The sequence below is a fragment of the Aminobacter carboxidus genome (assembly GCF_014863355.1).
Taxonomy (GTDB): domain Bacteria; phylum Pseudomonadota; class Alphaproteobacteria; order Rhizobiales; family Rhizobiaceae; genus Aminobacter; species Aminobacter carboxidus.
On record NZ_JACZEP010000004.1, the window covers coordinates 283010 to 296828 of the forward strand.

Below are 13819 nucleotides of genomic sequence, written 5' to 3' on the forward strand. Positions count from 1 at the left end.
GGCGTCCTTCGAGGCTCCGCCCTTCGGGCTCGCACCTCAAAATGAGAATCGCGGGAGTGCTGCACGGCTAAGCTGGGGCGGAGCCTTTCCGGAGCGACGAACAACGCTAGCCGTCCCTCAACCCGAAAGCGTCACCGTCCGTCACCCTGAAACGCGCCAACCGTTCTCGTCCTGGTGCTCGCCCAAAGGGCGAGCCTCGAAGGACGCAGCGAAGTCGCTCAGCGCCTGATCACGTCCTCAGCGGCAACACCCGGTCCGGCGGGCGGTGCCCGTCGACATGGGCACGGATGTTGATGATGACCTTTTCGCCCATGTCGATGCGGCCCTCGATGGTCGCCGAACCCATATGCGGCATCAGCACCACCTTGCCCTTGGCGGCGAGCTTGAGCAGCTTGTGGTTGACCGCCGGCTCATGCTCGAAGACGTCGAGGGCAGCGCCGGCAAGCTTGCCGTCCTGCAGCATCTTGACCAGCGCGTCCTCGTCGATGATGTCGCCGCGGGCGATGTTGACGAGATAGGCGTGCGGCTGCATCAGCGCCAGCCTGCGGCCCGACAGCAGGTGGAAGGTCGCCGGCGTCGACGGGCAGTTGATCGAGATGATGTCCATGCGGGCGAGCATCTGGTCGAGGCTCTCCCAGTAGGTCGCCTCCAACTCGTCTTCGACCGACTGCAGCACGCGGTGGCGGTTGTGATAGTGGATCGACAGGCCGAACGCCTTGGCGCGGCGGGCAACTGCAGTGCCGATGCGGCCCATGCCGACGATGCCGAGGCGCTTGCCGCCGATGCGGCGGCCGAGCATCCATGTCGGCGACCAGCCAGCCCATTTCTTGTCACCGGTGAGCACGCTGGCGCCTTCGGTCAGGCGGCGCGGCACGGCGAGCATCAGCGCCATGGCCATGTCGGCGGTGTCTTCGGTCAGTACGTTCGGCGTATTGGTAACCGTGATGCCGCGCTTGGCGGCAGCTGTAACATCGATCTTGTCGACGCCATTGCCGAAATTGGCGATCAGCTTGAGGTTGGGCCCGGCCTGTTCGATCAGTGCGGCATCGATGGTGTCGGTCACCGTCGGCACCAGAACGTCGGCTTCCTTGACCGCCGCGACCAGCTCCGGCTGGCTCATCGGCCTGTCGTCGACATTCAGCCGCGCGTCGAAGAGTTCGCGCATGCGCGTCTCGACCTGGTCGGGCAGCTTGCGCGTAATGACGACGAGAGGCTTTTTTCGACCGGCCATTCTATCCTCGACGAAGATCTCGTTGAGACCTCTTTAACCAAGACCGGCGAAACTGCAATCCGATCCATGAGCGGTAATCTGTGTAACAAGCAGTGCCGCCGATGACAAAGAAAAAGGGTGTCCGCCAAAAGGGCGCCAAGTTCAAACAGAGGTTACGGAAGTGTCTGGTTTCGCGTCGTTCCGTCTGGCCCTCAGCGCTGCACTGATCGGCCTTGCTTTCGTTTCGCCCGATGCCGGTTTCGTCGGTCCGGCCGCGGCCGCCCAGAACGGGACGCTCGGTCCGAGCGGCCTGCCGCTGCCGCGATTCGTCAGCCTCAAGTCGGGCAAGGTCAATTCGCGCATCGGCCCCGGCGTCAATTATCCAGTCGACTGGCTCTACCTGAAGCCGGGCCTGCCGATGGAAATCATCCAGGAATATGACAACTGGCGCCGCGTGCGCGATTCTGAAGGTGCAGAGGGCTGGATCAACCAGTCGCTGCTGTCGGGTCACCGCACGGCGATGACCGCACCGTGGCAGCGCGGCAAGCCGGCACAGCTCAACCTGCTCGCCAAGCCCGAAAGCGGGGCGCGCACCGTCGCCATCATCGACCCGGGCGTCGTCGGCTCGATCAAGCAGTGTAATGGCAGCTGGTGCGAGATGAGCTTTTCCGGCACGAGCGGCTGGTTGAACCAGTCGCAGGTCTGGGGCGCATACCCCGGCGAAAGCATCGAGAACTGATCTGTCTCCCGGCTGCCGCAGCCGGGATCGCCGATCTCAGGCCGAGCGCTTGGGCCTGAGCCTCACCACGATATCGACATTGGCGATTTCCATGCCTTCCGGAGGCTCCGGCAGGTTGGTGACGGTCACGGGACCCGATTCGATATCGAACACCCGGTTTTCGCCTTCGATGAAGAAGTGGTGATGGTCTGATGTGTTGGTGTCGAAGTAGGTCTTCGAGCCTTCGACAGCCAGGATGCGCAAGAGCCCCGACTCGGTGAACTGGTGCAACGCGTTGTAGACGGTCGCCAACGACACCGGCACGCCGGCCGACAAGGCTTCCTCATGCAGCTCTTCAGCCGACAGATGACGGTCACCCTTGGCGAACAGCAGTTCGGCCAAAGCGATACGCTGACGCGTCGGCCTGAGCCCCGCATCGCGAACCCGCATTTCCACAGCAATGCTCGCCTTGTGGGAATCCACTCGTTGCCTCGTCGAAGTCTGCCTTCGCCCCATTTTCAACCTGCTGGCGCGCCAAAATCGGATCGGCAGCCGGCAAGCTATGCCTGACATATATTCTGTAGCTCAAATGCGATCAATAGCGCGCATTGACCCACGCGGACGGGCACGTTAATCGCAATCGCCGGTTTCCGGCTGCAAACAGTCTGTGCTAGTGAGAGCACACAAGAAGGGCGTGGCACCGCCCGAAACGTTGACGGGGAAGGTGTTCATGGCCGATCAGAAATCCAGCTACGGCTACGAGGAATTGCTGGCCTGCGCCCGCGGCGAGCTGTTCGGACCCGGCAATGCCCAACTGCCTGCTCCGCCGATGCTGATGTTCGATCGCATCACCGAGATCAGTGAAACCGGCGGCGAGTTCGACAAGGGCTTCGTCCGCGCCGAATTCGACATCAGGCCGGACCTCTGGTTCTTCCCCTGTCACTTCATCGGTAACCCGATCATGCCTGGCTGCCTCGGCCTCGACGCCATGTGGCAGCTGACCGGCTTTTACCTCGGCTGGCTCGGCGAACAGGGCAAGGGTATGGCGCTCTCGACGGGCGAAGTGAAGTTCAAGGGCATGGTCACGCCTTCGGTCAAGAAGGTCGAGTATGGCATCGATTTCAAGCGCGTCATGCGCGGCCGCCTGGTCCTTGGTATCGCCGATGGCTGGTTGAAGGCCGACGGCGAACCTATCTACAAGGCCCTCGACCTCAAGGTCGGGCTCTCGAAGCAGGAAGCCGCGGCCTAAGGGCTGGCGGACATTCTGAAAGGAAATCTGAATGAGACGGGTCGTCGTAACTGGCCTTGGAATCGTGTCGTCCATCGGCAACAACGCTTCCGAAGTGCAAGCCTCGCTGCGTGACGCCAAGTCGGGCATCAGCTTCTCCGAATCTTTCGCCGAGCATGGCTTCAAGTGTCAGGTCTGGGGTTCGCCCAACCTCGACACGAGCGATCTCGTCGACCGCCGCGCCTCCCGTTTCCTGTCGCAAGGCGGCATGTGGAACCACGTTGCCATGAAGCAGGCGATCGCCGACAGCGGCCTCGAAGAGAGCGACGTGTCGGGCAACGAACGCACCGGCATCATCATGGGCTCGGGCGGCCCGTCGACGCGCACGATCGTCGAAGCCGCCGAGATCACGCTCAAGAACAACAGCCCCAAGCGCATCGGACCGTTCGCGGTGCCGAAGGCGATGTCGTCGACGGCGTCGGCGACGCTCGCCACCTGGTTCAAGATTCACGGCGTCAACTACTCGATCTCGTCGGCCTGCTCGACCTCGGCGCATTGCATCGGCAATGCCGCGGAGATGATCCAGTGGGGCAAGCAGGACATCATGTTCGCCGGCGGCCACGAAGACCTCGACTGGACGATGTCAAACCTGTTCGACGCGATGGGCGCGATGTCGTCCAAGTACAACGACCGCGCCTCGGTCGCCTCCCGCGCCTATGACGTCAACCGCGACGGCTTCGTCATCGCCGGCGGCGCGGGGGTGCTGGTGCTCGAAGAGCTCGAGCATGCGAAGGCCCGCGGCGCCAAGATCTATTGCGAACTGGTCGGCTACGGTGCCACCTCCGACGGCTACGACATGGTCGCACCATCGGGCGAAGGCGCCATGCGCTGTATGCGCCAGGCATTGGCAACAGTGAATGCCCCGGTCGACTACATCAACACCCACGGCACCTCGACGCCGGTGGGCGATTCCAAGGAAATGGGCGCCATCCGCGAAGTGTTCGCCGCCAACCTGCCCAACATCACCTCGACCAAGTCGCTGACCGGCCACTCGCTGGGTGCGGCGGGTGTGCAGGAATCGATCTATTCGATCCTGATGATGCAGGGCGGATTCATCGGCGAAAGCGCCCATATCGAAGAGCTGGACCCGGAATTCGAAGGCATGCCGATCGTGCGCAAGCGCATCGACAACGCCAAGATCGATACCGTGCTGTCCAACTCCTTCGGCTTCGGCGGCACCAACGCCACGCTCGTTTTCCAGCGCCTCTCCGCATAGGGACCCCGACATGGACGGATTGATGAAGGGCAAGCGCGGGCTCATCATGGGCGTCGCGAACGACCACTCGATTGCCTGGGGCATTGCCCAGAAGCTGGCCGAGCATGGTGCCGAACTCGCCTTCACCTATCAGGGCGAGGCCTTCGGCCGCCGCGTCAAGCCGTTGGCCGAGAAGATCGGTGCCTCGATACTGGTGCCGTGCGATGTCGAAGACAGCGCCTCGGTGGCCCAGACCTTCGAGACGCTGAAGGAAAAGTGGGGCGGCATCGATTTTCTGGTGCATGCCATCGGCTTCTCCGACAAGAACGAGCTCAAGGGCCTCTACGCCGACACCACGCGCGAGAACTTCGTGCGCACCATGGTGATCTCGTGCTTCTCCTTCACCGAGGTCGCCAAGCACGCTGCGGCGCTGATGAACGATGGCGGCTCGATGATCACGCTGACTTATGCCGGCTCGGTGCGCGTCATGCCGAACTACAACGTCATGGGCGTTGCCAAGGCAGGCCTCGAGGCGAGCGTGCGCTACCTCGCCAACGACTATGGCCCGCGCGGCATCCGCATCAACGGCATTTCAGCCGGCCCGGTGCGCACGCTTGCGGGCGCGGGCATCGCCGATGCGCGCCACATGTTCACCTACCAGCAGCGCAACTCGCCGCTGCGCCGCACCGTGACCCTCGACGAGGTCGGCGGCTCGGCGCTGTATCTGCTGTCGGACCTGTCGTCGGGTGTCACCGGCGAGATCCACTACGTCGACTCCGGCTATCATATCGTCTCGATGCCGACGCTGGACGAACTCAAGCAGATGGATGGCGGCCGCGACTAAAAATCGCCTGCTGGTAAAATTGTAGACAATCGCCACAATCGATCTTAACGAGCGAATCGGTAGAAATGCCACGCAAGTTAGGAAAATCAGCATGCCTGCCGTCAGGAATCCCCGTCGAAGCCCAACATTTCGGCTGATCACCATCGCCTCCTCAGGCATGGGCAGCTTCGTGCTGGGCATGTGGGCACTGCGGCTCGGCCTTGGCGACAATGTCGGCGGCATGTCCGGCGATACGATCAGCGCTGTCATCGCAGCGCTTTGTGCGCTCGCCGCCTCGATCGCTGCGATGTCATTCTTCGCCGGTGTCGATGAATCGGCCGACTTCGTCTTCAACGAGACCTTCTACGACAAGCTGACGGGCCTTCTGGCGCGGCCGGCGATGGTCGGCAAGATCGCCGAAGCTGCGTCCGCCACGGCTCGCACCGGCAAGCCGATGTTCCTGATCGACATCGACATCGACCGCTTCAAGCAGATCAACGACGCCATCGGCTACAGCAATGGCGACGCGCTGATCCGCGCCTTCACCGCCCGCCTCAAGGCCGCCCTGCCCCGCGACATGGTCATCGGCCGCATCGGTGCTGGCGAATTCGCCATTCTTTATCCCGACCAGATGCTGCGCTGCTCGCTCGACACGCTCATCGAACGCCTCATCCACGACCTGATGCGTCCTTACCAGCTGCCATCGCACCTGCAGTCGGTCAACGTCTCGGTTGGCGTCGTCGCCATGCCCAAGGACGGCTATGACCCGGTCGTGCTGCTCCGTCGCTCGAACCTCGCGCTGCAGAATGCACGCGCCAGCGGTATCGGCGACTGGGCCGTCTTCCAGGCCGAAATGGGCAAGGTCGCCGATCATCGCCAATGGGTCGAATCGGAACTGCATGTCGCCTTCGAGCGCGGCGACTTCGACCTGCACTACCAGCCGCAGCTCGACCTGACGTCAGGCCGCGTCGTTGGCTACGAGGCACTGATCCGCTGGCGCCATCCAGAGCGCGGCATGATCCCCCCGGTCGAGTTCATCTCGGTCGCCGAAGAGACCGGCATGATCGCGCCGATCGGCGAATGGGTGCTGCGCAAGGCCTGCACCGATGCCCGCCTGCTGCCGGAAGACTGCTTCGTTGCGGTCAATATTTCACCGGTGCAGTTCATGACCCGCGATTTCGTCGGCATTGTCGAGCGGATCATCAAGGAAACCGGCATCGAGCCGAAGCGCCTGGAACTCGAACTGACCGAATCGGCGATGATGCAGGATCGGGACCGCGCTGCCCTGATCCTCAAGCAGCTGACGGCGATGGGCATCTCGGTGGCGGTCGACGATTTCGGCACCGGCTACTCGAACCTCGCCTATCTGATCGACTTCTCGTTCCACAAGCTCAAGATCGACCGTTCCTTCGTCAGCCGCATGGAAACCGACAGCAATTCGGGCGCCGTGGTGTCGACGATCGTCGGCCTGTCGCGCGCACTCGGCGTGCGTACCATTGCCGAAGGCGTAGAGACGGAGAACCAGGCGACCCTGCTCAGGGCCGCCGGTTGCCAGGAAGTCCAGGGCTATTTCTACGGCCGCCCGGCACCACTCAGCCTCGGTGACCCGGCTTTGACCCAGGGCACCGAAGGCATCGCCAGCGTCCACTGATATAGGCGTCAGGACGCTTGGCTGATACAAGCATCAGCGCTTGGCGGAATAGACCCTGAAGGCGCTGTCGACGGCGATTTCTGCGACCGACGAGAAGGACTGTGCCAAAACAGGCGCATAGGGCAGATGGCGGTTGGCGACCATGAACAGGCGCCCGCCCGGCTTGAGAGCTGCCGCTGCCGCCTTGATCATGCGCTGGCCGATCTCGGGATCGGCGTCACGATCCTGGTGGAACGGCGGGTTCATCACCACCACGTCGTAGCGTCGCTCGACCGGCTCCTTGGCGAGATCCTGCCAGTGGAACCCGGGCTGGACAGGCGTGGCAGGCACGTTGGCCTTGGCCGCCTCCAGCGCATCAAAATCGGCCTCGAACAGGTCGAGCGCCTTGAGCTCTTTCGCACGCGTGACAACCTCGGCAGCGACATAACCCCAACCGGCGCAGAAGTCGGCGACCTTGCCCTTGATGTCTGAAGGCAGGTTGTCGACCAGTAGGCGCGAACCCGCGTCGATGCGTTCGAACGAGAACATGCCGGGCGCAGTACGGAAACGGCCTTCGACCAGCATCTCCGGATTGTCGGCCCGCAAGATTGCTGCGGCGGCATCGACCTTGGCGCTGCGGCGGAACCAAAGTGCCGTGCCGTGATACTTCGGCAGATGGTCCTCGATCTCGAGCAAACCGCCCAGCCGCTTGCGCAGGCTGGCGATGCCATCCTCCTTGCCACCGGCAACGATGACCAGCCCGCCCGGGGCGACGCGCTCGATCGCCTCGGCGACGCGCAGCTCGTTCAGCCCGCGATGACGCCCGGCCAGAACCAGGGTGATGTCGAACCCGTCTTCCTCGGCACGCGGCGTAACATCGTGCCCAGCGGCCGCCAGGGCCAACACATGAGGCCGGAAGCCTTGCACCAGCGACAGACTGGCGTCGAAGCCCTGCGGCTTCCTGAAGCCCGGCTCCGCCCCAATGAACAAGGCACGCGTGCCCTGCCCCGGCAGCGCCAGCAGCTCGGCCTCGAAGGGATAGAAAAGGGTTTTCAGGGCGTCGCGCATTGCAGATCCTAACAGTGCGTCCTTCGAGGCTCGCCCTCCGGGCGAGCACCTCAGGATGAGGGCGGTCGGCGCCATGCCAACCAGAGATGTCGTGGCTCAACGAGCCTGTCATGCAGCAACCACAGAGCGCTACCTACCTCATCCTGAGGTGCGAGCGAAGCAAGCCTCGAAGGACGCACGACAAACGAAAACGGGCGCGACCTTCCGGCGCGCCCGCTTCATATCAGGAGACCTGATTATCAGGCGGCTGATTCTTCGCCTTCAGCCTTCTTGTCGCGAGCAATTTCCTTGCCCGTTTCCTGGTCGACGACCTTCATCGACAGGCGGACCTTGCCGCGCTCGTCGAAGCCCATCAGCTTGACCCAGACCTTGTCGCCTTCCTTGACCACATCCGAGGTCTTGGCAACGCGGTCGTTGGCAAGCTGCGAGATGTGGACGAGGCCGTCGCGCGGGCCGAAGAAGTTGACGAATGCGCCGAAGTCGGCGGTCTTGACGACCGTGCCTTCGTAGATCTCGCCGACTTCCGGCTCAGCCACGATGGTGTGGATCCACTTCTTGGCCGCCTCGATCTCCTTGGCGTTCGACGAAGCGATCTTGACCGTGCCGTCGTCCTCGATGTTGATCTTGGCACCGGTCTTTTCGACGATCTCGCGGATGACCTTGCCGCCCGAGCCGATGACTTCACGGATCTTGTCGGTCGGGATGTGCATGACCTCGATGCGCGGAGCGAATTCGCCCAGCTCCGAGCGGCCTTCCGACAGAGCCTTCGACATTTCGCCGAGGATGTGCAGACGACCGTCCTTGGCCTGGCCGAGAGCGATGTTCATGATCTCTTCGGTGATGCCGTCGATCTTGATGTCCATCTGCAGCGCGGTGATGCCGTTGGTCGTGCCGGCAACCTTGAAGTCCATGTCGCCGAGGTGATCTTCATCGCCGAGGATGTCTGACAGGACTGCGAAACGCTCGCCTTCCTTGATCAGGCCCATGGCGATGCCGGCGACCGGCTTCTGCAGCGGAACGCCAGCATCCATCAGCGCCAGCGAAGTCCCGCAAACGGTAGCCATCGAGGACGAGCCGTTCGACTCGGTGATCTCGGAGACGACGCGCAGCGTGTAGGGGAACTGGTCGGCAGCCGGCAGCATCGGGCGCACTGCGCGCCAGGCGAGCTTGCCGTGGCCGATTTCGCGGCGGCCGGGCGAACCCATGCGGCCGGTTTCACCAACCGAGTAGGGCGGGAAGTTGTAGTGAAGGAGGAACTTCTCCTTGTACATGCCGGTCAGCGAGTCGACATACTGCTCGTCTTCGCCGGTGCCGAGCGTGGCAACGACCAGCGCCTGGGTCTCGCCGCGGGTGAACAGCGACGAACCATGGGTCCGCGGCAGGACGCCGACTTCGGAGACGATCTGGCGAACGGTCGAGAGATCGCGGCCGTCGATGCGCGAACCGGTGTCGAGGATGTTCCAGCGCACGATCTTGGCCTGGAGTTCCTTGAACACGGTGGCGACCTTGTCGGCCGACCACTTCGGAGCTTCGTCGCCTTCAGCGGCAAACGCTGCCTTGACCTTGGCCTTGACCGCGTCGACAGCGGCATAGCGAGCCTGCTTGTCGATGTTCTTGTAAGCGTCGCGCAACTCGCCTTCGACGATCTTCAGCATCTCTGCTTCAAGCTCGGAATAATCCGGCGCGGTGAAGTCGCGCGGGTCCTTGGCAGCCACTTCGGCCAGCTTGATGATCGCGTCGATGACCGGCTGGAAGCCGCGGTGACCGAACATGACGGCGCCGAGCATGATGTCTTCAGCCAGTTCCTTGGCTTCCGACTCGACCATCAGCACGGCGGCATCGGTGCCGGCGACGACGAGGTCGAGCTTGGACTCCTGCATCTCGTCGATGTGCGGGTTGAGCACGTATTCGCCGTTGATGTAGCCGACGCGCGCGCCGCCGATCGGGCCCATGAAAGGCACGCCCGAAAGCGTCAGGGCAGCCGAGGTGGCAACGATCGACAGGATGTCCGGATCGTTTTCGAGGTCGTGCTGGACAACGGTGATGACGACCTGAGTGTCATTCTTGTAGCCGGCTGCGAAGAGCGGGCGGATCGGGCGGTCGATAAGACGGGAGACCAGCGTCTCCTTCTCGCTCGGGCGGCCTTCACGCTTGAAGTAGCCGCCGGGGATCTTGCCGGCTGCGTAGGTCTTTTCCTGGTAGTTGACCGTCAGCGGGAAGAAGTCGAAGCCCGGCTTCGGCTCCTTGGCCGAAACGACGGTGGCGAGCACGACGGTTTCGCCGTAGGTGGCGAGCACGGCGGCATCGGCCTGACGGGCGATCTTGCCGGTCTCGAGGATGAGCGGACGGCCGCCCCATTCGATTTCAACTTTGTGGTGATTGAACATATTCTGTCCTTCGTGGCGGGAACGGCCCACGCCGCATTCCGGCGCGCCAATTCCCTGGCTTGTTCGGCGCGCCCTTTCAGGAAAACCGGATGGTCTTCCGCACGCGCCTTGGCTTCGGTTTGGCCAGCCACGGGCAAGACAACAAGAAGCTCGGTGGATATATAAGCCGCAAAGCGGCGACCGAACGTCCTGCAATCCTGCCCCATGACCGTCCATGGGCGGTTCGGGCGCGTCGCTGCGGCGCTCCGGAACCTTTTTCAGCGCGACCACGCCCCTGTGGCGAGATCGGACCAATGGACCATCAGAAAGGATGGCCCGAATGCGCGAACGGCGGGCTCTCGCTGGGAGAACCCGCCGACCAATTCATCAGCGGCGCAGACCGAGCTTCTCGATCAGCGTCTGATAGCGTGCGTCGTCCTTGCGCTTGAGGTAGTCAAGCAGCGAGCGACGCAGAGAGACCAGAGCCAGAAGGCCACGACGGGAGTGGTTGTCCTTCTTGTGGTCCTTGAAGTGCTCGGTCAGGTTCTTGATGCGCTCGGAGAGGATCGCAACCTGGACTTCCGGCGAACCGGTGTCGCCCTTGGCGGTTGCAAATTCAGTCATCAATTCCGACTTGCGCTCGGCAGTAATCGACATCGTGTTTTCCTTTCAATCTGGAGGAAACGGGACGCCCACGGCCGGGATGTCGTCCAGCTGGGGCCAATGAAACAAGGCGCTTAAAAGCGCGATGTTGCGGCGCATATAGTGGAAATTGGCAACAAAAGCCAGTCCCATTCGCAAGCCGGCTCGGAGCCGCCGTTCAGAGCCATTTGCGCCAGCGGAAAAACAGCACCAGCGAGAACGCGACCAGGGCCATGAAGCCAAGGGCGGCGGGATAGCCGTAGGGCCACAGCAACTCGGGCATGTTCCAGGGCGAACTCGCGGGGTCGAAATTCATGCCCCAGATGCCGGCGAGAAAGGTCAGCGGGATGAAGATCGCCGAGACGATCGTCAGCACGCCGATGATCTCGTTGGTGCGCGATTGTGACAGCGACAGCTGCATCTCGATCAGGCCGATCATCGTTTCACGCTGGGATTCTACCGTTTCAGCCAGCCTGATCGAATGGTCGAGCGTGTCGTTGAAATAAACCTTTGTTTCAGCCGAGATGAAGGCTGCGTCGGAGCGGATCAGCGTGGTCAGCGCATCGCGCACCGGCATGATCGTGCGCTTGAGCTGGCTGGTTGCCCGGCGCAGGCCATGCAACTGGCTGATGTGCTGCTTCCTGGGGGCCGCCAGCAACTCGTCCTCGATGGCGTCGACCTTGTCGCCCGTCGCATCGACGATCGGGAAGTAGCTGTCGACCACCGCGTCGATCAGCGCATAAGCAAGGTAGTCGGCCTTGCGATGGCGCAGGCGGCTCGGGTTGGAGGTGCGGATGCGCTGACGCACCGGCTCGAACGGGTCGCCCTCACGCTCCTGGAAGGTGACGACGAACTTGTCGCCGAAAAAAAACGAGATCTGCTCGTAGCGGCTGGTCTTGGCGTCGTCGATCATCGAGAGCACGAAGAAGGCGTGATCGTCGAAGAAGTCGGCCTTGGAGCGCTGGCCGGTGTTGACCACGTCCTCCAGCGCCAGCGTATGGAGGCCGAAAATCCTGCCGATCTCTTCGATCAGGCCGACATTGGCGAGACCGACGCAATCGAGCCAGATCAATGGCCAATTGTTGCAAGCCGCCTCGACGTCGTCGAGGCTGGCATCATCGACGAATTCGCAGGTTTCGGGCGAAATCAGCGTCAGGTTGAGCGCCGACTGGCGCGCGGACGGGTCGGCGATCAGCGTGCCGGGTGACGCGCCGACCGGCGGGCGCGCGCTGGTGATGACCGCGACTGCCGGTGGTTTCAGCCAGTGCCATTGCGTCTTGCCCGCGGAATCATGTCTGCGATCCAATCGGAAACGGCACCGGCATACAAGTGTCAGGCAGTGAACACCCGCTTGGGCTTGAACATGCCCTGCTCGATGGCGCCGATGGCGACGAGCTTGCCGCGCGCGGTGGCGCAGGCCTCTTCAGCCTCGACCGGTGCATCGCGGCCGCGCACGATGACCGGGTTGCCGAGCCTGATCTTGGTCGCGGCCTCGTCGGTCACCGCAACCTGCGGCAGGCAGTCGAGTGCCGCCGAGGTGTCGACGACGAATTCGTCGATCGCGGTGAAGTCCCACTTGCCCTCTTCACCGTCCGGCTGGCCGGCGGTGCGAGCAGCTTCGAGTTCGGCGATGGTGACGAAGTCTTCTGATGTGAACGGGTCGACCTCGGTGCGGCGAAGCTCGGAGATATGGCCGAAGCAGCCGAGATCGCGCCCCATGTCGCGGGCAAGTGACCGGACATAGGTGCCCTTGCCGCAATCGATCTCGAAAACGGTGCGATCGGCACTGTTTTCGATGATCTCGAGGCGGCCGATTTCGACCTCGCGCGCCGGGATGTCGACAGTCTCGCCTTCACGGGCGAGGTCGTAGGCGCGCTCGCCGGCGATCTTGATCGCCGAGAACTGCGGCGGCGTTTGCATGATGACGCCGGTATAATTCGGCATGACCGCGCGGATCTCTTCTTCGGACGGGCGCTTGTCCGAGGTCTTGGTCACCGGACCCTCGAGGTCGTCGGTCGAACGCTCTTCGCCCCATGAGACGGTGAAGCGGTAGACCTTGGCGCCATCCATGACGTAAGGCACGGTCTTGGTGGCTTCGCCGAGCGCGATCGGCAGCATGCCGGAGGCGAGCGGGTCGAGCGTTCCGGCATGCCCAGCCTTTTCGGCATTGAACAGCCACTTGATCTTGGAAACGGCCTCGGTCGAGCCCATGCCCACTGGTTTGTCCAGCACCAGCCAGCCGGAGACGGGCCGGCCTTTCTTCTTGCCGCGACGCGACATGTCAGTCTTCCTTGTCTTCTTCGCCGTCGAGGTCGCGCGCCACTTCGGGCGAGCGCAGCAGATCGTTGATCTTGGCGAAATTGTCGTAACTGGTGTCCAGCCGGAAACGGAATTCCGGCATGTATTTCATCTGCCGCAAGGCAAAGGAAACGCGGCCACGGATGAACTTGGCGTATTTGTTGAGCGCGTCGATGACCGCATCAGTATCCTTGGCGCCAATCGGCGACACGAAGGCGGTGGCGATCTTGAGGTCAGGCGACATGCGCACCTCGGTGATCGAAATAACAGCCGTTTCGATCACCGGGTCGATGATTTCTCCGCGCGGGAGCATTTCGGAAAGCGCATGGCGCACCTGTTCGCCGACGCGAAGCTGGCGCTGTGATGGGCCTGAACTCTGAATACGCGACATGGTCCTGAAAATCCATATGTCGCAGGAGGCGGAATGGGACCGCGCTTCCTGCTGCACGAAAACGGACGGCGGCCGAACGGCCACCGTCTAGCACATCGGCCCGAAAATCGGATTTCGATTTTCGGAAAGCACGATGTGCCGGCACAAAGTTCTAGAGCGTCCTTTGCGCGTCCAAATGGACGCGCGGCGC

Annotated in this window: 13 protein-coding genes; 5 read left to right on the forward strand and 8 right to left on the reverse strand. The window is 62.7% G+C overall.

Annotated elements, in window-relative coordinates; all coding sequences use genetic code 11:
- Positions 1-229: 229 nt before the first annotated feature.
- The gene (locus tag IHE39_RS15660) at positions 230-1231 is read right to left on the reverse strand and encodes a 2-hydroxyacid dehydrogenase (protein ID WP_115729295.1); all 1002 of its coding nucleotides are present in this window, start codon (positions 1229-1231) and stop codon (positions 230-232) included.
- Positions 1232-1391: 160 nt separating this feature from the next.
- Between IHE39_RS15660 and IHE39_RS15665 the strand changes: the two genes are divergently transcribed.
- Complete coding sequence (locus IHE39_RS15665) at positions 1392-1949, forward strand: SH3 domain-containing protein (RefSeq protein WP_192567100.1); 558 nt, start codon at positions 1392-1394, stop codon at positions 1947-1949.
- A 36-nt stretch (positions 1950-1985) separates the two neighbouring features.
- Here the strand turns inward: IHE39_RS15665 and irrA are convergent, their stop codons facing one another.
- Positions 1986-2444 carry an iron response transcriptional regulator IrrA gene (gene irrA, locus IHE39_RS15670; RefSeq protein WP_192567101.1) on the reverse strand — a complete coding sequence of 153 codons (459 nt, stop codon included), beginning with the start codon at positions 2442-2444 and terminating at the stop codon, positions 1986-1988.
- Between the two features lie 214 nt (positions 2445-2658).
- Here irrA and fabA point away from each other — a divergent pair, with 214 nt between their 5' ends.
- From fabA to IHE39_RS15690, 4 genes are all read left to right on the forward strand, one after another.
- Complete coding sequence (gene fabA, locus IHE39_RS15675; protein WP_184773243.1) at positions 2659-3177, forward strand: 3-hydroxyacyl-[acyl-carrier-protein] dehydratase FabA; 519 nt, start codon at positions 2659-2661, stop codon at positions 3175-3177.
- Between the two features lie 31 nt (positions 3178-3208).
- Complete coding sequence (gene fabB, locus IHE39_RS15680) at positions 3209-4432, forward strand: beta-ketoacyl-ACP synthase I (RefSeq protein ID WP_184773242.1); 1224 nt, start codon at positions 3209-3211, stop codon at positions 4430-4432.
- Positions 4433-4442: 10 nt separating this feature from the next.
- Complete coding sequence (gene fabI, locus IHE39_RS15685; protein ID WP_184773241.1) at positions 4443-5255, forward strand: enoyl-ACP reductase FabI; 813 nt, start codon at positions 4443-4445, stop codon at positions 5253-5255.
- 91 nt (positions 5256-5346) lie between these two features.
- A complete protein-coding gene (locus tag IHE39_RS15690; RefSeq protein ID WP_184773240.1) occupies positions 5347-6885 on the forward strand; it encodes a putative bifunctional diguanylate cyclase/phosphodiesterase in 1539 nt (512 codons plus the stop codon).
- A gap of 33 nt (positions 6886-6918) precedes the next feature.
- Here the strand turns inward: IHE39_RS15690 and IHE39_RS15695 are convergent, their stop codons facing one another.
- The 6 genes from IHE39_RS15695 to rbfA all read right to left on the reverse strand — a co-directional run bounded on the left by IHE39_RS15695 (position 6919) and on the right by rbfA (position 13629).
- Positions 6919-7932 carry a class I SAM-dependent methyltransferase gene (locus tag IHE39_RS15695; protein WP_184773237.1) on the reverse strand — a complete coding sequence of 338 codons (1014 nt, stop codon included), beginning with the start codon at positions 7930-7932 and terminating at the stop codon, positions 6919-6921.
- 239 nt (positions 7933-8171) lie between these two features.
- Positions 8172-10319, reverse strand: coding sequence for a polyribonucleotide nucleotidyltransferase (gene pnp / locus IHE39_RS15700; protein WP_192567102.1), 2148 nt, complete (start codon positions 10317-10319; stop codon positions 8172-8174).
- A 366-nt stretch (positions 10320-10685) separates the two neighbouring features.
- On the reverse strand, positions 10686-10955 hold the full coding sequence (gene rpsO, locus IHE39_RS15705) for a 30S ribosomal protein S15 (protein ID WP_184773233.1): 270 nt from the start codon (positions 10953-10955) through the stop codon (positions 10686-10688).
- A gap of 163 nt (positions 10956-11118) precedes the next feature.
- Positions 11119-12246 (reverse strand): magnesium/cobalt transporter CorA, encoded by a 1128-nt coding sequence (gene corA / locus IHE39_RS15710; protein ID WP_246485502.1) that lies wholly within the window; start codon positions 12244-12246, stop codon positions 11119-11121.
- Positions 12247-12272: 26 nt separating this feature from the next.
- Entirely contained in the window at positions 12273-13220 is a 948-nt protein-coding gene (truB, locus tag IHE39_RS15715) for a tRNA pseudouridine(55) synthase TruB (RefSeq protein ID WP_184773229.1), read from the reverse strand.
- A gap of 1 nt (position 13221) precedes the next feature.
- Entirely contained in the window at positions 13222-13629 is a 408-nt protein-coding gene (gene rbfA / locus IHE39_RS15720) for a 30S ribosome-binding factor RbfA (RefSeq protein WP_184773227.1), read from the reverse strand.
- Positions 13630-13819: the final 190 nt, after the last annotated feature.